21 protein-coding genes are annotated in these 20,880 nt (G+C 63.8%); 8 read left to right on the top strand and 13 right to left on the bottom strand.

Annotation, left to right across the window (positions count from 1 at the left end; all coding sequences use genetic code 11):
* Window positions 1-66: 66 nt before the first annotated feature.
* Window positions 67-663 (bottom strand): thiamine pyrophosphate-dependent enzyme, encoded by a 597-nt coding sequence (locus AC24YW_RS04555; protein WP_487481582.1) that lies wholly within the window; start codon window positions 661-663, stop codon window positions 67-69.
* Window positions 664-685: 22 nt separating this feature from the next.
* The gene (locus AC24YW_RS04550) at window positions 686-1,237 is read right to left on the bottom strand and encodes a thiamine pyrophosphate-binding protein (RefSeq protein WP_487481581.1); all 552 of its coding nucleotides are present in this window, start codon (window positions 1,235-1,237) and stop codon (window positions 686-688) included.
* Between the two features lie 242 nt (window positions 1,238-1,479).
* On the opposite strand from AC24YW_RS04550, the gene AC24YW_RS04545 reads away from it, so the two are divergent.
* Window positions 1,480-2,529 carry a hydroxyacid dehydrogenase gene (locus AC24YW_RS04545; protein WP_487481580.1) on the top strand — a complete coding sequence of 350 codons (1,050 nt, stop codon included), beginning with the start codon at window positions 1,480-1,482 and terminating at the stop codon, window positions 2,527-2,529.
* A gap of 124 nt (window positions 2,530-2,653) precedes the next feature.
* On the top strand, window positions 2,654-2,866 hold the full coding sequence (locus AC24YW_RS04540) for a hypothetical protein (protein ID WP_036005605.1): 213 nt from the start codon (window positions 2,654-2,656) through the stop codon (window positions 2,864-2,866).
* Window positions 2,867-2,869: 3 nt separating this feature from the next.
* Here AC24YW_RS04540 and AC24YW_RS04535 read toward each other — a convergent pair whose 3' ends face one another.
* The 6 genes from AC24YW_RS04535 to AC24YW_RS04510 all read right to left on the bottom strand — a co-directional run bounded on the left by AC24YW_RS04535 (window position 2,870) and on the right by AC24YW_RS04510 (window position 10,237).
* Window positions 2,870-3,445, bottom strand: a complete 576-nt coding sequence (locus AC24YW_RS04535) for an N-acetyltransferase family protein (protein WP_487481579.1) — start codon at window positions 3,443-3,445, stop codon at window positions 2,870-2,872.
* Window positions 3,446-3,451: 6 nt separating this feature from the next.
* Window positions 3,452-5,809, bottom strand: coding sequence for an Orn/Lys/Arg family decarboxylase (locus AC24YW_RS04530; RefSeq protein ID WP_487481578.1), 2,358 nt, complete (start codon window positions 5,807-5,809; stop codon window positions 3,452-3,454).
* Window positions 5,810-5,905: 96 nt separating this feature from the next.
* Window positions 5,906-8,110: a xanthine dehydrogenase family protein molybdopterin-binding subunit gene (locus tag AC24YW_RS04525; RefSeq protein WP_487481577.1), complete on the bottom strand. Its 2,205-nt coding sequence runs from the start codon at window positions 8,108-8,110 to the stop codon at window positions 5,906-5,908.
* Between the two features lie 7 nt (window positions 8,111-8,117).
* The gene (locus tag AC24YW_RS04520) at window positions 8,118-9,134 is read right to left on the bottom strand and encodes an FAD binding domain-containing protein (protein WP_487481576.1); all 1,017 of its coding nucleotides are present in this window, start codon (window positions 9,132-9,134) and stop codon (window positions 8,118-8,120) included.
* The gene (locus AC24YW_RS04515) at window positions 9,131-9,616 is read right to left on the bottom strand and encodes a (2Fe-2S)-binding protein (RefSeq protein WP_487481575.1); all 486 of its coding nucleotides are present in this window, start codon (window positions 9,614-9,616) and stop codon (window positions 9,131-9,133) included. Before AC24YW_RS04515 ends, AC24YW_RS04520 begins: the two co-directional genes overlap by 4 nt.
* Window positions 9,617-9,757: 141 nt before the next feature.
* On the bottom strand, window positions 9,758-10,237 hold the full coding sequence (locus tag AC24YW_RS04510; RefSeq protein WP_025035213.1) for an Lrp/AsnC family transcriptional regulator: 480 nt from the start codon (window positions 10,235-10,237) through the stop codon (window positions 9,758-9,760).
* Between the two features lie 143 nt (window positions 10,238-10,380).
* Between AC24YW_RS04510 and ald the strand changes: the two genes are divergently transcribed.
* The 3 genes from ald to AC24YW_RS04495 all read left to right on the top strand — a co-directional run bounded on the left by ald (window position 10,381) and on the right by AC24YW_RS04495 (window position 13,078).
* Complete coding sequence (gene ald / locus AC24YW_RS04505) at window positions 10,381-11,496, top strand: alanine dehydrogenase (RefSeq protein WP_487481574.1); 1,116 nt, start codon at window positions 10,381-10,383, stop codon at window positions 11,494-11,496.
* Window positions 11,497-11,689: 193 nt separating this feature from the next.
* Entirely contained in the window at window positions 11,690-11,908 is a 219-nt protein-coding gene (locus AC24YW_RS04500) for a hypothetical protein (protein ID WP_487481573.1), read from the top strand.
* Window positions 11,909-12,019: 111 nt separating this feature from the next.
* The gene (locus AC24YW_RS04495; protein ID WP_487481572.1) at window positions 12,020-13,078 is read left to right on the top strand and encodes a YeiH family protein; all 1,059 of its coding nucleotides are present in this window, start codon (window positions 12,020-12,022) and stop codon (window positions 13,076-13,078) included.
* A 162-nt stretch (window positions 13,079-13,240) separates the two neighbouring features.
* Here AC24YW_RS04495 and AC24YW_RS04490 read toward each other — a convergent pair whose 3' ends face one another.
* The 5 genes from AC24YW_RS04490 to AC24YW_RS04470 all read right to left on the bottom strand — a co-directional run bounded on the left by AC24YW_RS04490 (window position 13,241) and on the right by AC24YW_RS04470 (window position 17,791).
* Window positions 13,241-14,113, bottom strand: a complete 873-nt coding sequence (locus AC24YW_RS04490; RefSeq protein ID WP_487481571.1) for an ABC transporter ATP-binding protein — start codon at window positions 14,111-14,113, stop codon at window positions 13,241-13,243.
* On the bottom strand, window positions 14,110-15,021 hold the full coding sequence (locus tag AC24YW_RS04485; protein WP_487481570.1) for an ABC transporter permease: 912 nt from the start codon (window positions 15,019-15,021) through the stop codon (window positions 14,110-14,112). Before AC24YW_RS04485 ends, AC24YW_RS04490 begins: the two co-directional genes overlap by 4 nt.
* Window positions 15,018-16,439 carry an ABC transporter substrate-binding protein gene (locus tag AC24YW_RS04480; RefSeq protein WP_487481569.1) on the bottom strand — a complete coding sequence of 474 codons (1,422 nt, stop codon included), beginning with the start codon at window positions 16,437-16,439 and terminating at the stop codon, window positions 15,018-15,020. The genes AC24YW_RS04485 and AC24YW_RS04480 overlap by 4 nt, the downstream gene beginning before the upstream one ends.
* Before the next feature lie 182 nt (window positions 16,440-16,621).
* On the bottom strand, window positions 16,622-17,395 hold the full coding sequence (locus tag AC24YW_RS04475; protein WP_487481568.1) for a Crp/Fnr family transcriptional regulator: 774 nt from the start codon (window positions 17,393-17,395) through the stop codon (window positions 16,622-16,624).
* A 99-nt stretch (window positions 17,396-17,494) separates the two neighbouring features.
* Window positions 17,495-17,791, bottom strand: a complete 297-nt coding sequence (locus AC24YW_RS04470) for a gamma-butyrobetaine hydroxylase-like domain-containing protein (RefSeq protein WP_487481852.1) — start codon at window positions 17,789-17,791, stop codon at window positions 17,495-17,497.
* A gap of 204 nt (window positions 17,792-17,995) precedes the next feature.
* Here AC24YW_RS04470 and AC24YW_RS04465 point away from each other — a divergent pair, with 204 nt between their 5' ends.
* The 3 genes from AC24YW_RS04465 to AC24YW_RS04455 all read left to right on the top strand — a co-directional run bounded on the left by AC24YW_RS04465 (window position 17,996) and on the right by AC24YW_RS04455 (window position 20,880).
* The gene (locus AC24YW_RS04465; RefSeq protein ID WP_487481567.1) at window positions 17,996-18,769 is read left to right on the top strand and encodes a ferredoxin--NADP reductase; all 774 of its coding nucleotides are present in this window, start codon (window positions 17,996-17,998) and stop codon (window positions 18,767-18,769) included.
* Window positions 18,770-18,871: 102 nt separating this feature from the next.
* A complete protein-coding gene (locus AC24YW_RS04460; RefSeq protein ID WP_487481566.1) occupies window positions 18,872-20,614 on the top strand; it encodes a fumarate reductase/succinate dehydrogenase flavoprotein subunit in 1,743 nt (580 codons plus the stop codon).
* 32 nt (window positions 20,615-20,646) lie between these two features.
* Complete coding sequence (locus tag AC24YW_RS04455; protein ID WP_007593252.1) at window positions 20,647-20,880, top strand: 4Fe-4S dicluster domain-containing protein; 234 nt, start codon at window positions 20,647-20,649, stop codon at window positions 20,878-20,880.

Here is a 20,880-nt window from a genome sequence, read left to right as displayed (position 1 = left end):
AGCACAGATTTGCAACGGGCTGGTACGGTCCCGTCATCAGATCGACGTGTAGTTAATGACGAAACCTCAAAGTGGCTCGCGCACGCCCAGGCCATGCATGAAGCGTTCCCGGATCTGCACGGGGTCGCGCCGGGTGGTGCCCACGCCGGGCTTGTCGTCGATCCTGACCGCGATCAGGCTCGGCTCGGAAGCAGCCATCGCGTCGTCGACCAGCCGCTCGAAATCCTCCTCGTCGGCGGCCCAGGCGCTGCTCGCAACTCCCGAGCCGATGGCGATGGCGACGATGTCGGCAACGTTCGCTGCCGGTGTCGGCTGCGCGCCCGTGATCTGGTAGATGCCGTTATCCATCACGATCATCGTGAGATTCTTCGGCTTCAGGGCTGCAATCGTCGCGAGCGCGCCGAGCTGCATCAGGAGCGATCCGTCGCCTTCGAGCGCGAAGACCCGGCGGTCGGGCTGCGCCAGCGCTACGCCGAGCGCGATGGGGAAGGCGAGTCCCATGCTGCCCAGCATGTAGAAGTTCTGCGGGCGGTGGCCGGCAGCCCACAGATCGAAATTGGTGTTGCCGATGCCGCCGATCACGGCTTCCTCGTGCTTCAGTTTCGCGATCAGCCGCGAGGTGACGTCGAAGCGGCTCATCACCTTGGTATTGCGAGTGTTCATGCCTGTATTCATTTGGCCGGCCTCACTTGTCGAAGACCTTGCCGCCCGTCAGCAGCGGGTTGAGGATCAAGGCCACCGGCGCCTGCGTGGTGACGGCCTGCCTGATCGAGCGGTCGGTGATGAATTCGAGCTCGTCGAGCCTGGTGATGGTGTGGTGCTCCAGCGCCAGCGAATCCAGCACCGGTCGCATGGTGCGGCAGACCAGCGACTGGCCGTAGTTGAACTCGCCGAGCGTGCCGCGCTCGGAGACGAACATGATCAGCGGAATCTGGTAGGGCACTGCGAGCGAGGCGAGCACGTTGGCGAGCGTGGCAAAGCCGGAGGTCTGCATCAGCACCGCGCCGCGCCGTCCGCCCATCCAGGCGCCGGCAACGATGCCGACGGCCTCTTCCTCGCGCGCGGTTGCGAAGGTGGTGAAGAAAGGATCGGCGTGCAAATTCTTGATCAGCGGCGTCAGCACGCGGTCCGGCACGTAAGGGATCAGGCTGATCTCGTTCCGCTTCAAGGTTTGCAGGACGATGCCGTACCAGCTGCCATCGCTGCTTCCCTGCGTCTGCCGTTCCGCAATCGCCATCGCGCTCTCCCTGGGGCCGCGCATGCTTCTTGGTTGTGGCTGTCGCGGCGGTCTGCCGAACTTGACGCGGGCGGCGGGATTGTCAACATGTCCGTGCCGGCACCATGATCTGCGCCAGCAGACCTGCCGTGGCCGGCACCGCCATGGCATAAGCGGCGACAACCAGAACACGGGAGGGGCACGGGCGGGCGCGCATCGCGCTGACCTTGCGGATCTCCCGCGAACGAGCCGGAAGGGTCCTGATGTCCGTCAACAACAAGCGCGTCGTCTACTCCAATTATTTGGCCAATCCGATCTATATCGACATCCTGAAGGCGCGGCCCGACGTGCGGCTCGATCGCATCGAAAACGCAAGCCCTGAGGATGTCTATGGACCGCTCCTCGGCGCTGCCCACGTCTACCAGATCGGCGCCGCCCGCGACGAGCTCGCCCCGCATTTCCATGTCGATGCCGCCTTCCTGAAGCGGACGCCGAATCTGCTGCTGGTCTCCAGCAACGGTGCCGGCTTCGATCCCGTCGACGTCGAGGCCTGCACGGAGGCAGGCGTCGTGGTCGTCAATCAGTCCGGCGGCAACGCCCATTCGGTCGCCGAGCACGCGCTGGCGATGATGCTGACGCTGTCCAAGGGCATCATCCAGTCGGATCGCCGGCTGCGCCGGGAGCGCGACGTCAACCGCAACGATCTGGTCGGCAACGAGGTCGAGGGCAAGACCGTTGGCATCATCGGCCTCGGCAATGTCGGCCGGCGCATCGCCGCCTTGTGCAAGGGCCTGCTCGGCATGACGGTGCTGGCCTACGATCCGTATTTGTCGGCGGAGGTGATGGCCGAGCGGGGCGGGCAGAAGGTCGAGCTCGACGAGCTGTTGCGCCGCGCCGATTTCGTCTCGATCTCCTGCCCGCTCAACAAGGGCAGCCGCAACTTGATCAGCACACGCGAATTCGCGCTGATGCAGCCGCATGCCTATTTCATCACGACCGCACGCGGCTTCATCCACGACGAGGACGCGCTGCTGCAGGCGCTGCGCGACAAGCGCATCGCCGGTGCCGGCCTCGACGTCTGGTCCAAGGAGCCGCCGCCGCCGGAGCATCCGCTGCTCCAGTTCGACAACGTGCTGGCGAGCCCGCACACGGCAGGCGTCACCATCGAGGCGCGCCAGAACATGGGCCGGATCGCCGCCGAGCAGGTGCTGGATGTGCTCGACGGCAAGCGCCCGCCGCGCATCATCAATCCCGAAGCCTGGCCGCGCTTTGCCGAGCGCTTCAAGCAGGCTTTTGGCGTGACGCCGGGGTAGGGCGCACCAAACGTGCCCTGGATGACGGCCGGGAACTGAGCCCGGCCTTGATCCGCGTCAAGATCTCCTTTCCCCGTCCGCCCTAAATGGGACTAGAGTGCCGGCGGGCAGGCAGGGAGGTCCCATGTCAACTTATGTCGTCAGGTTCATGAAGGACGTGCTCGGCGAATACGGCCGGCAATGCGAGGTTTGCCAGGGCACGCTCGAGATCGACGCCGCCGACGAGGACGAGGCCAGGGAACGGGCGAAAGCGAGGTTTTGCAAGGACCAGGCGTTGCATCATTGGTCACTGCACGCCGACCGCATCCATGTGAGACCCGCCGACTTTCCGTCGTAAGGCCTAACGCCCGGGTGCCGTGACGGGCGGGGGCGTCGTCGTCCCCGCGCCGAGCGAGCGTTGCACCATGACGGTGTCGGACCAGCGGCCGTGGCGATAGGCAACGCCGCTGAGCAGGCCGGCGCGTGCGAAGCCGAACCGCTCGTGCAGCGCCAGCGAGGGTGCGTTATCTGCATCGATATAGCCGATCATCTGGCGGAAGCCGGTCGCCGCGCAGGCGTCGATCAATTCCTGCAGCAACAGCCGTCCGACCCCGCGGCCGAGATGGGCATGGTGGACATAGATCGAGTGCTTGGCGGTGTAGCGATAGGCCGGCCGCTTGCGGAACAGCACGGCATAGGCGTAGCCGACGACCTCGCCGCGCCAGGTCGCAACCAGATGCGGCAGGCGGGTCTGCTTCAGGTTCTTGCGCCGGTCGCGCAGATCGTCCGGCTCCGGCGCACCCGTTCCCTCGACATCGCGCTGCACGCCGTTGCGGACGTGATGGCGGTAGATCGCCAGCATCGCCTCGACGTCACTCTCGCGTGATGGCCGAACCAGGACGGGTTCATCACTCGCGCGCGCAGCTGCTTCGTTCATCGGCATCTACTCGGCCACGACATAAGTGTAGAGCCCGATGCGTCCGTTCGCATCGACCTCCTTGTAGACGCCCTGGATCTCGACGTCGAAGCCCGGAAATGTGTTGAAGCAGGTCTCGAACATCTTGAGATAATCGATCATGGGCTTGGCCTGTTCCGTCAGCCGCTCGCCGGGAACGATGGTGGCGATGCCGGGCGGGTAGACCACGAACGGCGTGGTCGCGATACGGCCGGCGATCGCCTCGATCGGGAGGTAGTCGACGTCGTTCCTGAACAGATGGCGCGCGGCATCGCGGGGCGACATCGCGATCTCGGGCATGTGCTCAGGCATGAACTGCCGGGCCTGGAGCGCGCTGACATCGGCGGCGCGGAAGAAACGGTGCATCTCGCCGCAGAGGTCGCGCAGCCGCGCACCGGCGTAGCGCGCTTGCCGCCTCTGATAGAATTCGGGGATGACGTCGGCCAGCAGCGCATTGTCGTCATGCAGCCTCTTGAACGCGACGAGGCCGGAGATCAGCGTGCCCGCCTTGCTCGCCTCGACGCCGGGCGTGAGCAGGAAGAGCAGGGAGTTGAGGTCGTTCTTCTCGGGGACGATGCGGTTTTCGCGCAGATATTGCGCGACGACCGGGGCAGGGATGCCGTGCTCGGCATAGGCGCCGGTCGCACGATCGAACCCGGGCGTGAGCAGCGTCAGCTTGTTCGGATCGGTCATGGCAAAGCCTTCCGCGAGATCGGGAAAGCCGTGCCAGTTGGTATCCGGGGAGAGCTGCCACAGCGCGGGGTTGGTGGCGAGCTCGTCGGTCGAGAGGGTCTCCCAGGCGACATTGTGCGCCGCGCCGGGGCGGCTGACATCGGCAATGGCAACGCGATCGGGAACGAACGGCTCGAAGAACCAGCGGCGATCCGGATTTGGCTCCTTCTCCTCGAACTCCCGGCGCATCGCGCGGATCTTCTTGCGCAGCTCGATGCCGAGCCGGATCGTGTCGTCCCACAGCACTTCGCCGGAGCGGCCCTTCATCATCTGCGCGCCGACGTCGAGCGAGGCGAACAGCGGGTAGAACGGCGAGGTCGAGGCGTGCTGCATGAAGCTCTCGTTGAAGCGGCGGTGCTCGACGCGGCGCTTCTGTCCGCGGATGTGGCGGTCCTTGATGTGGATCTGCGAGGCCTGCGAGAAGCTTGCCAGCTGCTTGTGGGTCGACTGCGTCGCGATGATGCCGGGGGCATCGGGCGGAAGATTTGCTAGCCCCATCGCGAAGCGGCCGGCATAGAGCGGGTGGAATTTCATGAAGCCGGCCCAGGCCTCGTCGAACAGGATGTAGTCGCAGAGATGGCCGATGCGCTCAATGATCATCTCGGCGCTGTGGATCGAGCCGTCATAGGTGCACTGCTCGACCACGGCGACACGGAACGGCCGCTCCTTGCGCCAGGCGTCGCGATCGCTCACCAGGGGATGGTTGCGGATCGCCTCGCGCAGGGTCTTCTCATCGAGCCGGTCCCAGCGCATCGGGCCGATCAGCCCCCAGGCGTTGCGAACGGTCGGCACATAGACCGGGATGCCGCCATTGATCATCAGCGCGCCGTGATGGGCGGCCTTGTGGTTGTTACGGTCGAACAGCACGAGATCGCCGTCGGTGACGAGGGCACCCAGCGCGACCTTGTTCGAGGTCGAGGTGCCATTGAGCACGAAATAGGTCTTCTCCGCGCCGAAGATCGCCGCCGCTTCCTTCTGCGCCTTCAGTGCCGGGCCCTCATGGGTGAGGAGGTCTCCGAGGTCGAGCACGGAATTGTCGAGGTCGTCACGGAACACGGATTCGCCGAGATGCTCGACGAACACGCGCCCGATCGGGCTGCGATTGTAGAACACGCCGCCATTGTGCCCTGGGCAGGTCCAGAGCTGGTTGCCTTCCTCGGCATAGTCGACCAGCGCGCCGAAGAACGGCGTCTTCAGCGTCTCCGCATATTGCTTCAGCCGGCTGATCAGGTTCTTGGCGATGAAGGTGGGCGTCTCCTCGGACAGGAAGACATAGCCGTCGATGAAATCGAGCACCTCGACCGGCAAATCCTCGAATCGCTTGCGGCGGATCAAGAGGATGATCGGGAAGTCGAGGCCGCGGCGCCGCATTAGATTGATGAGCGCCGAGGTCTTGCCTTCGAGGCCCTTCTTGCCCCAGTCCACCACCATGCAGCCGATCGCGGCATCGGTCTGCACCGCCATCTCGGCATCCTCCAGCTTGCGGGCCCGGACCACCTCGAAGCCGGAGCGCTGGATCTCCTCGATGATCTGGTTGAAGCGGACGCCTTCGAGATCGTCGGCATCGAACACAGGGGCGGCGAACAGAAAGTTGAAGCGCTTGAAATAGTCCATGGCGGGTCCCGAATGTGCAGGAAGATACAGCTCTCTGCACATTCGATGACATCTGGATGACATGTCCGAGTGCTGCGGCAAGGTTAGCCTGACGCTTCACTCCAGCAGCTTGTCCAGCGTGATCGGGAAGCGCCGGATGCGCTTGCCGGTGGCATGGTAGACGGCGTTCGCAATCGCGGCCGGCACGCCGACGATGCCGATTTCGCCGAGTCCCTTGATGCCCAACCGGTTGATGCGGTCGTCGGGCTCATCGACGAAAATGACGTCAATGTCGTGGACGTCGGCGTTCACGGGAATGTGGTATTCGGCAATGTTCGCGTTCATGATGCGGCCGAAGCGGTGATCCATCACCGTTTCCTCGTGCAGCGCCATTCCAATTCCCCAGACCACCCCGCCCATGACCTGGCTGCGGCCGGTCTTGGTGTTCAGGATGCGCCCGGCCGCGACCGCATTCACGATCCGGGTGACGCGGATAATTCCCAGCTCCTCGTCGATCTTCACCTCCGCGAAAACCGCCGAATGTGTGTTGCGGGCATGCGATTTGTCTTCCGCGAACTGGTTGAGCTTCTCCCTTTCGATCCGCTCGAGCTTGCTGTGGCGCATGACATCCGCAATCGAGACGGCGGCCCCGCGCCCCTCGCTGCTGGCGATCATGCCGTCAGTCAGGATGACGTTGGCGGCGTCAAGGTCAGCGAGCGGTGAGCCCGGCATGGCCTTGGCGAGACGTGCGAGCTCCCCGCGAATCTCTTCGGCCGCTCCCAAGACCGCATGCGCGCTCGACGCCGCCATCCAGGAGCCGCCCTCGACGGGGGCTTGCGGCAAGGTCGAATCGGCGAGCCGCACGCTGATATTCTCGATCGGCAGCCCGAGAGCATCGGCCGCGACCTGCGCCACGATGGTGTAGGTGCCGGTGCCGATATCGGACGCGGCGCAGGAGACCTCGGCATGGCCGTTGGCCGTCAGCACGATGCGGACGGCAACCGGCATCTGCAGAGCCTCCCACACCCCAGTCGCCATACCCCAGCCGACCAGCTCCTTGCCGTCGCGCATGGATCGCGGTGCCGGATTGCGTCGGCTCCAGCCGAACGCTTCCGCGCCGCGGGCGTAGCACTCGCGCAGCTGCTTGCTGGTGTAAGGCAGGTTTTCGCTCTGGTCGCGATCCGAGTAGCACCTCAGCCGCAGCTCGACCGGATCGAGCTTGAGCGCGACGGCCAGCTCGTCCATGGCGCATTCGAGCGCGCAGACGCCCGTTGCAGCACCCGGCGCGCGCATGTCGGCGGGTGTCGAGACGTCGAGGTCGACGAGCTTGTGCGAAAAGCTGCTGTTGGGACTCTTGTAAAGCTGCTCGGCCCAGCCCGTATCGTTCCGCGAAAAATCCTCATAGCGTGAGGTCACGGCAACGGCTTCGTGGCTGATCGCATCGAGGGTGCCGTCCGGCTTTGCACCGAGCGCGACGTGTTCGATGGTCATGGGACGATAGCCCAGGCCATACATCTGCTGCCGCGTCAGCACGACGCGGACGGAGCGCTTCAGTGCGAGCGCGGCAAGGGTTGCCAGCACCACCTGGTGCTGCGGCCGCAGGCCCGAGCCGAAGGCGCCGCCGACATAGGGCGAGATCACGCGGATGTCGTCGGGCTTCTTGCCGAAAACGCTGCAGAGAAACTTCTGGACGTTCTGAACGCCCTGCGTCTTGTCATAGACCGTGAGCCCGCCATCACCGTTCCAGACCGCCGTCGTCGCGAAGAGCTCCATCGGATTGTGGTGTTCGGTCGGAATGACGTAATCCGCCTCGTGGCGCACGGCCGCACGCGTCAGGGCTGCTGCGGCATCACCACGCGGCTTGTGCGGTGGATCCACCTTGGCAGCCTTGCCGCGTTCGGATTCGAGATCGGTCGCAAACGCCTCCTGCTCATATTCGACACGAACGAGCGTTGCGGCGAACTTGGCGGTCTCCCAGTCCTCGGCGACGACCAGTGCGATCGGCTGGCCGTTGAACTTGACCACGCCGTCATAAAGCGGACGGAACGGCGAGCCCTTCTCCGGCGCCACCTCGTCCTTCCAGGCTTCGTCCTTGTCAGCAAGGGGCGGCCGATGTGCATGGGTGAGCACGTCGACCACGCCCTTCACTTTCAGCGCCTCGCTGGTGTCGAGGCGAGCGATGCGCCCGCGCGCGATGGTGGCCTCGACCACGAAGCCGTGAAGGAGACCGTCTGCTGCGAATTCGCCGGCATATTTGGCTGCCCCGGTGACCTTGGCCCGGCCGTCGACGCGCGACGTTGGTGTTCCGACATAGGCGTTCATCGGGCCCTCATGCGATCTTCTTGTGAGCTTGTGATTGCGGCGTGGCGCTTGCGGCCTGCATCAGCGCACGCACGACGGCTCGGCGCGCCAGCTCGATCTTGAATCCATTATGGGAGTGTGCTGTCGCTCCCTGCAGCAGCAGGTCGGCGGCGCGCCCGAAATGATCCGGTGTTGCCGCCTGACCGCGCAAAGCGGCTTCGGCTTCGAGGCTTCGCCAGGGCTTGTGGGCCACGCCGCCGAGCGCAAGGCGCGCTTCGCCGATCGCGTTGCCCTCCAGTTCGAGCGCGGCCGCGACCGAGACCAGAGCGAAGGCGTAGGACAGCCGGTCGCGGATCTTCAGGTAGCTGTAGTTTCGGGCAAAGCCGTTCGGCGGCAGCTCGATGGCGATAATGATCTCGCCGCTGCCGAGATTGGTATCGAGATGAGGCTTGTCCTCGGGAAGCCGATGGAAATCCGTCAGCGCGATGGTGCGCTGACCTGAGGGGCGTGCGATATGCACGAGCGCGCCGAGCGCGGCCAGGGCCACGCTCATATCGGATGGATTGGTCGCGATGCAGGAGTTGCTGGTGCCGAGGATGGCGTGGTTGCGGTTGAGGCCATCGAGGGCCGAGCAGCCCGCGCCGGGGCTTCGCTTGTTGCACGGCGTCGTGGTGTCATAGAAGTAGGGGCAGCGGGTACGTTGCATCAGATTGCCGCCGACCGAGGCCATGTTGCGTAGTTGCGCGGAGGCGCCGGCCAGGATGGCGCTGGCAAGGAGCGGATAGCGCTGCTCAATCAACGGGTGGTAGGCGAGGTCCGAATTCGGCACCAAGGCGCCTATGCGCAGACCGCCGTCCGCTGTCTCCTCGACGTCGCGGAGCGGCAGGCGAGAGATGTCGATCAGCCGGGAGGGGCGTTCGACGTTCTCCTTCATCAGATCGATGAGGTTGGTGCCGCCGGCAATCAGCTTCGCGCCGGGATCGGCGGCGAGCAGGCGGATGGCGTCGGCAAGGTCACTTGCGCGGGAATATCGGAAGTTGTTCATGGCCGGCTCATTGCCTGTTCGATCGCAGCCACGATGTTGGGGTAGGCACCGCAGCGACAGAGGTTTCCGCTCATCAGTTCCCGGATCCCATCCGCATCACGCGCACGGCCTTCGGCCAACAGGCCCGCAGCAGAGCAAATCTGGCCCGGCGTGCAATAACCGCACTGAAAGGCATCGTGGTCGATGAAGGCCTGTTGCAAGGGATGCAGCGCGCCGTCCTTTGCCAAGCCTTCGATGGTCGTGATCTCGGCGCCATCCTTCATGACGGCCAGGGTCAGGCAGGAATTTACCCGTCTTCCGTCGATCAGCACGGTACAGGCACCGCATTGGCCGTGATCGCAGCCTTTCTTGGTGCCGGTCAGGTCCAGACGGTCACGCAGCGCATCCAGAAGCGTGGTCCATGGCACGACCTCGAGCGCGCGGCTTTCGCCATTGACGACGAGGTTGATCGGAATGCGTTCGGGGATCGTAAGGTCGGCCATGTTCTATTTTCCCTGCGGAAAGGCCGAGCCGGGCAAATTGTGGAAGGGACGCGAGAATGCGTTGCCGCTGCTGGCCGATAGCGCCCAACGGATGACGGGTTGCTTGGTTCCCGACCGGTTCTCCCGATCAGATCGAGGAGATCAGCGCTTGGTCTCGCCGAACACGACGGTCGGCACCGCGCGGTTGACAATCTCACGCAGCGCGAAGCTCGACTGAACCCGTGCGACGCGCGGCAGGCGGGACAGCTCGGTGCGATGGATGCGCTCGAAATCCTGGATGTCGCGGGCGAGCACGATCAGGATGTAGTCGTCCGTCCCCGACATCAGGAAGCAGCGCACGACGGAGGGACATTTCGTCACTTCTGCCTCGAACGCCTTCAGCGCCTCGTCGCTTTGGCTCTCCAGCGCGATGCGAACCAGCACCGTGGTGGTGAGGCCGAACTGGGCCAGGTCGAGCGCGGCCTGGTAGGCCTGGATGTAGCCGTCATCCTCCAGCGCCTTCTGCCGCCGCGCCAGCGCCGTACTCGACAAGCCGATCTTGTTGGCAAGCTCGGTGTGGCTGGCTCGCGCATTGGTCGTGAGTTCCGCGAGGATGGCGAGGTCTTTCCGGTCGAGGGCCAAGGTTTCGTTTCCAGCGTCAAAGGACGTTTTTGCGCCGGAAACCGGCGCGGGCGCCGCCAAGGTAGCGGATATTTGCACGAAACCAAACCGACCCTCTCGCTAGGATCAACAATGGAATCAAAGCATTGGCGAGGGAGATCAAGATGCGCGTCGGAGTCCCCAAGGAGATCAAGCTGCAGGAATATCGCGTCGGGCTCACTCCGGGCGCGGTCCGCGAATACGTCGCTGCCGGGCACCAGGTGACAGTCGAGAGCGGCGCCGGCAGCGGCATCGGTGCGTCCGACGAGGTGTACCGGCGGGCGGGGGCGTCCATCGCCGAGACCGCTCGCGAGATCTTCGCAAAGTCCGACATGATGGTGAAGGTGAAGGAGCCGCAGAAGAGCGAATGGGCTCAGCTTCGCGAAGGCCAGATCCTTTTCACTTACCTTCATCTTGCGCCGGATCCCGAGCAGGCCAAGGGCCTGCTTGCTTCCGGCTGCACCGCAATCGCCTATGAAACCGTCACGGACGCGAGCGGTCACCTCCCGCTGCTCGCCCCGATGAGCGAAGTCGCCGGCCGCCTCGCCATCGAGGCCGCCGGCGCCGCGCTCAAGCGTTCGACTGGTGGCCGCGGCCTGCTGCTTGGCGGCGTGCCCGGCGTGCAGCCGGCACGCGTGGTCGTGCTCGGCGGCGGCGTGGTCGGAACGCAGGCGGCGCGCATGGCCGTCGGCCTAGGTGCCGAGGTCACCGTGATCGACCGCTCGATCCCGCGCCTGCGCGAACTGGACGATCTCTTTGCCGGACGCGTGCGCACCCGTTTCTCGACCATCGAGGCGGTCGAGGACGAGGTGTTCGCCGCCGACGTCGTCATCGGTGCCGTGCTGGTGCCCGGCGCCAGCGCGCCGAAGCTCGTCACGCGCGCGATGCTGAAATCGATGCGGCCGGGAGCCGTGCTGGTCGATGTCGCGATCGACCAGGGCGGCTGCTTCGAGACCTCGCACCCGACCACGCACGCGGAGCCGACCTACGAGGTCGACGGCGTCGTGCATTATTGCGTCGCCAACATGCCGGGCGCGGTGCCGGTGACATCGAGCCAGGCCCTGAACAACGCGACGTTGCCGTTCGGCCTGATGCTCGCCAACAAGGGCTTTGCGGCCGTCCTGGAAAATCCGCATCTGCGCAACGGCCTCAACGTGCATCGCGGCCGGGTGACGAACAAGGCGGTGGCGGAGAGTCTGGGGCTGGAGTTTGCGCCGGTAGAGAGCGGGCTCGCGGCTTAGGGGGATGCCGACACGGCGAGGGCATCGTGACCGGAGCGGCGGTGTTCAAATAGGCGGGCAGAAGAAAACTATCGCCGCGGCTCTGTCAGAAGGAAGGAGTTTCCCCTTACGAAGGCAAAAACGCCAATCGCTTCCATTGCTGTTTGGAGCCGAAACGACGACATTTCTGCCAGAAATCGGTGGATTGGCAGCCATGGAACGCACTGGATTTGAGCCTTTCGGCGAGCAGCTGGTGTCCGCAACGGACACCCAGCCGAAGTCGCGCGCCTCGAAGCTCCTGCTGCGAGCCGGCACCACCCTGTTCTGGTCGCTGGTTGCGGGCATCGTGCTGGCCCGTGCGGCCTTCTTCGAACCGGGCATCTATGACGGCTTCAGCCGCTTCGCCTCGCTGGCCAAGAACCTGATCTTCTGAAGCTGTTTATTCCGGTCTCAGGAGAGAACTTCTCTCGGACCTGATATGTCGAAAACATATTTCCCAATCGGGTCCTGCTGCGTATAAATCCTTCTCCTTCGGGAGAGATTTGTGTCGCAGAATCAAGCATCCAGCCCGGCCGATTCCAAGCCGGTCACCGCCGCGGGCCGTATTGCGGCGCTGATTCCGGGCATTCTCCTTTGTGTCGCGATTGCCGGCGTGTCGGCCCTGCTCGAGCGGGCCGAACTGGGCGTGTTCGAGCATCCCTATGTCGAGGCGCTGGTCATGGCGATCCTGCTCGGCATGGCGGTTCGCAGCTTCTGGAAGCCGGCCCCGCGTTGGCAGGCCGGCATCGCCTTCAGCGCCAAGCAGCTGCTCGAAGTCGCAGTGATGCTGCTCGGGGCCTCCATCAGCTTCGCCGCAATCGCGGCTTCCGGTATTGCGCTGCTCGCCTCCATTGCCGCGGTCGTCGTGGTCGCACTCTGCGTCTCCTTCGGGCTCAGCCGGTTGCTCGGCTTGTCGACGCGGCTGTCGATCCTGATTGCCTGCGGCAACTCGATCTGCGGCAATTCCGCGATCGCTGCGGTGGCACCCATCATCGGCGCCAGCAACGACGAGATTGCGTCCTCGATTTCGTTTACGGCGATCCTCGGCGTGATGATGGTGCTGGGCCTGCCGCTGCTGATCCCGCTGCTGCAATTGTCTGCAACGCAGTACGGCATTCTCGCCGGGCTCACCGTCTACGCGGTGCCGCAGGTGCTTGCTGCAACCGTGCCGGCAGGTCTCGTCTCAACCCAGATCGGCACGCTGGTGAAGCTGATGCGTGTCTTGATGCTCGGCCCGGTCGTCGTCGGCCTGTCGCTGGTCGCCTCGCGCTGGCAGAGCGATGCCAAGAAAACCAGCGTCGGCTTCTTCCGCCTGGTCCCCTGGTTCATCCTCGGCTTCCTTGCGCTTGCGACCCTGCGCTCGCTGGAGATCGTGCCGGCGACAGTGGTTGGCCCCGTGACGACGATCACGGGCTTTCTGACGGTGGTCTCGATGGCCGCCCTCGGCCTTGGCGTCGACGTGCGGGTGCTCGCCAATGTCGGCGGCCGGGTGACGGCGGCCGTGACGCTGTCACTGATCCTGCTGCTGGGAATCAGCATCGCGCTGGTGCACTGGTTCAAGTGAACAGGCAAAGCTATCGGAGGGTGGCAAAGCGACTTGTCCGCCGTACCTCGAAGAGCGTAGGCGGAAGCGTGCCCACGTATTTTCGCGATCGAGGGAGGTGGTGGGCACGGCGCAAGGGCGCCTTTGCCCACCCGACGTGACCGTCAATGCTGCAAGCGGAATCTAAATCACGTCCGCGAGCGAATGGCCGTGCAGCTCGATGTTCAGCCCTTGCATGCCCAAGTCGGTGATCTCTCCGCCCATCGCCTTCAGGCTCTCTTCGCGGATCAGCGACATCAGCCCGCGGCGGAGCGCCAAAAATTCCGACGACATCATCATCGATTGCTGCCGCGGCCGCTCTAGCGGGATCGGGATCTCCGCCTTGATCGAGCCCGGCCGCGCGGTCATGCAATAGACGCGGTCGGACAGGAAGATGGCTTCGTCAATGTCGTGGGTGACGAACAACACCGAGATCTTCAACCGCTGCCACATATTGGTGAGGATCTGCTGCATGATGACGCGCGTCTGCGCGTCGAGCGCGCCGAAGGGCTCGTCCAGCAACAGCACTTTCGGTCCCGTCGCGAGCGCGCGGACGATGCCGACGCGCTGCTTCATGCCGCCGGAGAGCTTTTCCGGATAGTGCTTTTCGAACGCTTCGAGTCCCGCAAGCCCCAACAGCGTGCGCGCGGCGCGTTCGCGCTGCGAGCGCGGCATGCCGCGCATCTTCAGGCCGAACTCGACGTTCTCGCGCACGGTCTTCCACGGAAAAAGAGAATATTGCTGAAACACCATGCCGCGTTCGGCGCTCGGACCGTTTACCCGCTCGCCGTCGACGGTAACTGCGCCGGTCGTCGGCTTGAGGAAGCCCGCGACCGCATTGAGCAGCGTCGACTTTCCGCAGCCGGACGGGCCGACGATCGACACGAACTCGCCGGGCCGCACATGGATCTGCGTGTCGGTGACGGCCTGCACCGCGCCCTCGATGGTCTCGTAGGCGAGGGAGAAGTTCTTGACTTCGATGTGGCCTTTAGGGCTGTTCGCTAGCACCTCGCTCATGTCGATCTCCACGGCATTACCAATTGCCCCGCGCCCCGGATCAGCAGGCTCGACCCTAGGCCGAGCACCCCGATCGCGATCATGCCGAGCGCGATGTCGGCGTACTGGACCAGCGAATAGGCTTCCCAGGTGAAGTAACCGATGCCGTACTGACCGGAGATCATCTCGGCGGCGATCAGCGACACCCAGGCGACGCCCATGCCGACGGTGAGGCCGGTGAAGATGTGCGGCAGCGAGGCCGGAAAATACACCTCCCGGAAGATCGAGCGTTCGCGCGCGCCGAGACATTGCGCGGCGCGTACCAGCACGGGGTCGACCAGCGACATGCCGTGCAGTGTGTTGACCAGGATCGGAAAGAACGAGCCGAGGAAGGTGATGTAGACGATGCTCTGCTCGTTGGTCGGCCACAGCATGATCGCCATCGGCACCCAGGCGATCGCTGGGATCGGCCGTAGCACCTCCGCGACCGGGAAGATCACCTCATGCACCAGCTTGAAGCGTCCCATGATCAGGCCGAGCGGCACGCCGATGATCGCCGCGAGCGAGAATCCGATGAAGATTCGCCGGCAGCTGAGCAGGACGTGCATCAGGAATTTAGGATCGTGAATCGCCTTTATGAAGCTGTCGTAGACCGCGAGCGGCGAGGGCACGTTGGTGAAGCGCACGAAGAACACGACCCGATATGTCGTGAGCAGATGCCAGACCAGCAGGAAGGCGAGCAGCGAGATGACGCCAATCGCGGTCGCGCGCAGTCCTGCCCGATTGAGCCGGTACCAGCGCAAGGCGAGTGTGGCGAAGGAGGACGGCGTCGAAGGCCGGGTGATGGCGGCGGGCGCGGAGCCCGCCTCAGCAAGTGCTGTTGCCGGCAGGCTGTCCTCGGGCTGTCTGACGAGGGCGGGGCTGCTCACGTCTTGCCTCCGCCGACGGCGGCCTTCATCGCATCATCGAAGCCGAGCACCTTGCCGCTGATCTTGGCGGCGTAGGCTTCGGCGTCCTTCTTCAGCAGGAACGGGGCGATCTCGCCATTGCCGACCGCGAAGAAGGCCTGATCGGCGAACAGCTTGATGCCGCGCGTGGTGTCGAAGACGTAGGCGACGTTGATCTTCTTGCCCTTGGCCTTGTAGTCGGCATAGGCGCCGAGCGTGCAGCTGGCGGACGAGAAGGGCATGATGCCTGCACCGTCGATCCAGACTTCGCCCGCCTTGCGCGGATCGGCGATGGGCTTCTTGCAGAAGCTGTCCTCGCCCGAGATCTCATAGTTGTTGGTGCTCGCGAGCTGGGCGTCGTAATCGAGCTGCATTTCAGCATAGGCCTTGCGGATGTATTTGTCGTCGACCCATTTCTTCGGATCGAACTCCTTCATGCGGCCGAGATTCTGCAGAACCTTGACGTCGGTCGTGGCCGCATCGATCAGCGCCGGCTTGATCGTCGGATCGGTCGTCATATTGCCGCCGGGCCCCAAGAAGATGTAGACGACCTCCTTGTTGATGCCGGTCCATTCCTGGATCTTCTCGGCGGCCAGCTTGGGATCCGCGCGCAGCCACTGGTTGGCGGCGATCAGCGCCTTGAAATAGGCGACGACGACCTCGGGATATTTTTCGGCGAAGTCTGTGCGAATCACGATGCCGTGGAAGGTCGGCAAGTTGGTCTCGACTCCGTCGAAGATCTTCCGCGCGAAGCCGCGGAAGGGCAGCAATTCCGCAAAGGGGACGAAATCGGCATGCCCGTCGATCTTCTTCTCCTGCAGATTGGTCGAGCCGACCTCCGGGCTCTGGCTGACGAGCTGGAAGAAATCGGACGCATAGCCGCGATCCTGCATCGCTTTCAGCACCATGCCGTGCGCGGCGGAGCCGAAAGGCACGCTGACGAGCTTACCCTTGAGATCGGCGAGGTCGTAATAGGGTGAGTCCTTGTGGACGACGAGGCCGTTGCCCGAGCCGGACAGGCTGTAGGCGGCGATGCCGACGAGGCGGCTCTTGCTCTCCGGATTGCTCTCGAAGGTGAATCCGTTCACGATGAGCGGATAGTCGCCCATCATGCCGATCTGCAGCTTGTTCGCCATCATCGCGTTGGTGACGGGCGGACCGGAGGTGAAGTTCTGCCATTCCAGCTCGAACTTGATGTTGGCGTATTTGCCGTCCTTCGGCAGGTACTTCTCGAGCAGCTGCAATTGGCGGATGACGACGCCTGCGGTGACCGTGTTGGTCGTGGTATCCTGCGTTCCGATGCCGAGCTTGACGGTTTCCGCAGAAGCCGGCTGCGTGACGAGCAGCGCCAGCGACGTCACCGACATCGCGATCGAGAGCGTGGGAAGATGGCGGGCCATTCTCATCCTCATTCGGTTGGATGTGCTGTGGGTGCCATGATTGGGGGAGGGCGCAGGCAGGGCAAATCCGGAGTGGCCGCCGCAGTCGATTAGTTGCCGGGAAAAGCTGATTGCATACTCCTTGGGCAGTCCTGCACTATAAAGCCGCTTGCCTGTGCACCGGCCATGGTCGCGGACCCCCTTCAATCTGCCGCCTGGCCGCGCATCTCCTCGAGAATGTCGGTCCGGCAGACCACGATCTGCGACCGTTTGGTCAGCACGATTCCCTTCTCCTGCATCCGCTTCAGGCTGATCGTGACCCATTGCCTGGTGGCGCCGACCATGTGGGCGATGTCGGCGTGGGTGAAGGCCGCGGCGATCACGGTGCCGTCGGCATCCTCGACACCGTAGAGCTCGACGAGATGCAGCAACAGATGGGCGAGACGCTGCGTGATCGAGCGCGTGCCCAGCATCTGGGCCAGTGCCGAATAGCATTTGCCCTTGAACGTCAGGCCTTCGATCAAGCCAATCGCGAGGTTCGGGATCTCTGCGGCAAGGGACCGCAAGTCCTTTCCGGGCAGGTGCACGACGCTGCAATTACTGGAGGCAACGCCGGACCATTGATGCACGGTACCTTCGAACACTTCGGGACCACCGACGAAATTGCCAACATGCCAATAGGCCAGCGTGATCTCGCGTCCGAGTGGCGAGGTGTAGAACACGCGGATGCGGCCGCTCTCGATCAGCCAGATGCCGTCATGCTTGCCGCCCTGGCTGAACAGCGTCTGGCCGCGGTTCAGCACCTTGCGGCGGCCCTGCTTCAGCACCAACTCACGCTCGCGCGGTGAGAGCTTGTCCATCAACGGTGGTGGACCGCCGATCCATTGCTGGTTCTCGGTGAGCAGTAGGGAGGCGCTGCCGGCAGGCCGGACAGCCGCGGGTACTGTTCCGCGAACCGCATTCGCCGCCTGCAACATCGCCTGCCTCCGAACGTTTCAAATCGTTCTAAAGAGGAGCAATGTCCGTGCCAGATGGGGGCAGACGCCTCACGCGGGGAAATGACACCGAATACCGGGTCACTGCCCCGCCAAGTTCAGCAGATACGGCTTCGGATATATTCCCCGGTCGTGGCCATCCGAAAACGAGATGTTCAGCCCGTAGCCGAGATCGTTGATCTCGGTGATGGCGATCCCCGGAAACGCTTCGGGGAAGCGGTCGTCGAAGCGGGCGCGGGTGCAATGGGCGCATTTGCAGGAGAGGCGGAGTGTTTCGGCGGAAACGCTGAGCGCGTCGTCCTGCGCGGTGCGGACCAGGAGCGAAGCGAGATCGGCGCTGGCTTCGTAGCCGGCCACGGTCGGTGCCACCAATGTCATCGTCATGAGGAACCTCTGGCTTCATTCTACGTCGAGGCGGAACGCACGAATAGCAACTAATTGCCGGCGCGGGCGGGATCGCGAGCCTGCTCTTCGAGCAACCCACGCGAAATGTGAAACTAATCGACTGGGAACTTCACTTCCGAATTGCCGGTCTCTCATCTCTCGGAAACCTTGCGCGCCAATGACGACCAAGGAGAGACGATGAGTGCATTTCAGAAGGAAACGGTTCTGTCGGTCAGGCACTGGACCGATTCCCTGTTCAGCTTCACCGCGACGCGCGATCCCGGCTTCCGCTTCCAGAACGGCCAGTTCGCAATGATTGGTCTGGAGGTCGAGGGCAAGCCGTTGATGCGGGCCTACAGCATGGCCAGCGCCAATCACGAGGAGGCGCTCGAATTCTTCTCGATCAAGGTGCAGGACGGTCCGCTCACCTCTCGCCTTCAGAAGATCAGGGAAGGCGACATCATCCTGGTCGGGCGCAAGGCGACGGGCACGCTGATCACCGGCAACCTCATTCCGGGAAAGCGCCTGCTGCTGCTCTCAACCGGAACGGGCCTGGCGCCCTTCGCCAGCCTGATCAAGGACCCCGACGTCTATGAGAATTACGAGACCATCGTGCTCGCCCATGGCTGCCGCCAGGTCTCGGAACTCGCCTATGGAGAGCACCTCGTCGAGGGCCTGCGCAATCACGAATTCTTCGGCCCCTTGATTCGCGACAAGCTCGTCTACTACCCGACCGTCACCCGCGAGCCGTTCCGCAATCGCGGCCGCATCACCGACCTGATCGCCTCGAACGAGCTCTTCGAGGATATCGGACAAGCGAGGCTCGACATCGAAACGGACCGCATCATGCTGTGCGGGAGCCCGGCGATGCTCGAGGAACTCCACGCGATGTTCTCGGCGCGCGGCTTCGTCGAGGGCAACCACAGCCAGCCCGGCCATTTCGTCATCGAAAAAGCCTTCGTCGAGCGCTGAGCTACAAATCGCGTCCCAGCGACAACTAATTGCTATCGCCGGGAAGCTCCCTGAACAAATCTGAGGCAAAGACGCCGGCTATCGGCGAACCAGGAGCAAGCGATGGCACTAGATCAGATCGTCGACGGACTTTCGGAAGTTTCCTGCGATGTGCTGGTGATCGGCGGTGGCACAGCCGGTCCGATGGCGGCACTGAAGGCGAAGCTGAAGAATCCGAAGGCCAATGTCGTCCTGCTCGAGAAGGCCAACGTCAAGCGCTCCGGCGCGATCTCGATGGGCATGGACGGGCTCAACAACGCCGTCATCCCCGGTTACGCGACGCCGGAGCAGTACACCAAGGAAATCACCATCGCCAATGACGGCATCGTCGATCAGAAGGCGGTCTACAAGTACGCGCAGAACTGCTACAAGATCATCGAGGAGCTGGACAGCTTTGGCATCCGCTTCCTGAAGAACGAGAACGGCGACTACGCCGTCAAGAAGGTGCACCACATCGGCACCTATGTGCTGCCAATGCCGAACGGCGAGACCGTGAAGAAGGCGCTGTATCGTCAGCTGCGCCGCGCCCGCATCCTCATTTCCAACCGCTACATGGCGACGCGCCTCGTCAAATCTGCCGACGGCCGCATTGCCGGGGCCATCAGCGTCAATACGCGTACTGCCGAGATGCTGGTGATCAAGGCCAAGGCCGTGATCCTCTGCATGGGCGCTGCCGGTCGGCTGGGCCTGCCGACGTCCGGCTACATGTTCGGCACCTACGAGAACGCCGCCAATTCCGGCGACGGCTACGCCATGGCCTATCACGCCGGCGCTGCGCTCGCGAACCTCGAATGCTTCCAGATCAACCCGCTGATCAAGGACTATAACGGTCCGGCCTGCGCCTACGTCGCCGGCCCGTTCGGCGCATATACGGCAAACAACGAAGGCTCGCGCTTCATTGAATGCGACTACTGGTCCGGCCAGATGATGCTGGAGTTCTACAACGAACTCCTCTCCGGGAAGGGCCCGGTGTTCCTCCAGCTCAAGCATCTCCACCCCGATACGATTTCCGAGATCGAATCCACGCTGCACAAGGTCGAGCGTCCGACGCGCGGCCTATTCCAGCAGGGGCGCGGCGTCGACTACCGCAGCGAGTCCATCGAGATGCACATCTCCGAGATCGGCTTCTGCTCCGGCCACAGCGCATCAGGCGTGTTCGTCGACGACAATGCCCGCACCACCGTACCCGGCCTCTATGCCGCCGGCGACATGGCAAGCGTCCCGCACAATTACATGCTCGGCGCCTTCACCAACGGCTCGGTCGCCGGCATCGACGCGATGGAGTTCGCCGACAGCCATGATTTCGCGGAGTTCGACGCGGCCGACGTCGCCATGGAGCGCGACCGCGTGATGGCGCCGACCAAGCGCGAGGACGGGATTCCGCCGAACCAGATCGAGTACAAGACCCGGCGCCTCGTCAACGACTATCTCCAGCCGCCGAAGGTCACGCGCAAATATGAGCTCGGCATGCGGCGGCTCGCCGAAGCGCGTGAGGATATGCAGGAGCGCATGATCGCGCGCAACGCGCACGAATTGCTGCGCGCGCTCGAAGTGCAGTCGATCATGGACTGTGCCGATATGGCCGCACACGCTTCGCTCTACCGCGAAGAGAGCCGTTGGGGGCTGTATCACTGGCGGACGGATTTCCCGGAGAAGGACAACGAGAACTGGTTCTGCCACACGCTGCTGTCCAAGCAGGACGGCAGGATGACCAGCGAGAAGCGCGCAGTCGAGCCCTATGTCGTGCCGATCGCGGACGACGAGAAGGACCTCTACGACAAGCAGCGCATTCGCGCCTCGGCGTGATCCACCAGAACATAGCCAACAGGAGACGTCACATGCCTCTCGCGTCCTATCAGACATCGGTTCCGGTGGTGGTCGACGACGCCAAATGCATCGCGGACAAGGGCTGCACGGTGTGCGTCGATGTCTGCCCGCTCGACGTGCTGCGCATCAGCGACATGACCAACAAGGCCTACATGGCCTATGACGAGTGCTGGTATTGCATGCCCTGCGAAGCGGATTGTCCGACCGGCGCCGTCACCGTCAACATTCCCTATCTTTTGAGGTGA

This window comes from Bradyrhizobium sp. USDA3516, from assembly GCF_057651995.1.
This window is presented reverse-complemented; position numbering and strand designations above follow the sequence as displayed.

Bases quoted from the DNA above. Each gene is read 5' to 3' on its own strand.
- AC24YW_RS04555 (WP_487481582.1), bottom strand. From the start codon at position 663: ATGAACACTCGCAATACCAAGGTGATGAGCCGCTTCGACGTCACCTCG.
- AC24YW_RS04550 (WP_487481581.1), bottom strand. From the start codon at position 1,237: ATGGCGATTGCGGAACGGCAGACGCAGGGAAGCAGCGATGGCAGCTGG.
- AC24YW_RS04545 (WP_487481580.1), top strand. From the start codon at position 1,480: ATGTCCGTCAACAACAAGCGCGTCGTCTACTCCAATTATTTGGCCAAT.
- AC24YW_RS04540 (WP_036005605.1), top strand. From the start codon at position 2,654: ATGTCAACTTATGTCGTCAGGTTCATGAAGGACGTGCTCGGCGAATAC.
- AC24YW_RS04535 (WP_487481579.1), bottom strand. From the start codon at position 3,445: ATGAACGAAGCAGCTGCGCGCGCGAGTGATGAACCCGTCCTGGTTCGG.
- AC24YW_RS04530 (WP_487481578.1), bottom strand. From the start codon at position 5,809: ATGGACTATTTCAAGCGCTTCAACTTTCTGTTCGCCGCCCCTGTGTTC.
- AC24YW_RS04525 (WP_487481577.1), bottom strand. From the start codon at position 8,110: ATGAACGCCTATGTCGGAACACCAACGTCGCGCGTCGACGGCCGGGCC.
- AC24YW_RS04520 (WP_487481576.1), bottom strand. From the start codon at position 9,134: ATGAACAACTTCCGATATTCCCGCGCAAGTGACCTTGCCGACGCCATC.
- AC24YW_RS04515 (WP_487481575.1), bottom strand. From the start codon at position 9,616: ATGGCCGACCTTACGATCCCCGAACGCATTCCGATCAACCTCGTCGTC.
- ald (WP_487481574.1), top strand. From the start codon at position 10,381: ATGCGCGTCGGAGTCCCCAAGGAGATCAAGCTGCAGGAATATCGCGTC.
- AC24YW_RS04500 (WP_487481573.1), top strand. From the start codon at position 11,690: ATGGAACGCACTGGATTTGAGCCTTTCGGCGAGCAGCTGGTGTCCGCA.
- AC24YW_RS04490 (WP_487481571.1), bottom strand. From the start codon at position 14,113: ATGAGCGAGGTGCTAGCGAACAGCCCTAAAGGCCACATCGAAGTCAAG.
- AC24YW_RS04480 (WP_487481569.1), bottom strand. From the start codon at position 16,439: ATGGCCCGCCATCTTCCCACGCTCTCGATCGCGATGTCGGTGACGTCG.
- AC24YW_RS04475 (WP_487481568.1), bottom strand. From the start codon at position 17,395: ATGTTGCAGGCGGCGAATGCGGTTCGCGGAACAGTACCCGCGGCTGTC.
- AC24YW_RS04470 (WP_487481852.1), bottom strand. From the start codon at position 17,791: ATGACATTGGTGGCACCGACCGTGGCCGGCTACGAAGCCAGCGCCGAT.
- AC24YW_RS04465 (WP_487481567.1), top strand. From the start codon at position 17,996: ATGAGTGCATTTCAGAAGGAAACGGTTCTGTCGGTCAGGCACTGGACC.
- AC24YW_RS04460 (WP_487481566.1), top strand. From the start codon at position 18,872: ATGGCACTAGATCAGATCGTCGACGGACTTTCGGAAGTTTCCTGCGAT.
- AC24YW_RS04455 (WP_007593252.1), top strand. From the start codon at position 20,647: ATGCCTCTCGCGTCCTATCAGACATCGGTTCCGGTGGTGGTCGACGAC.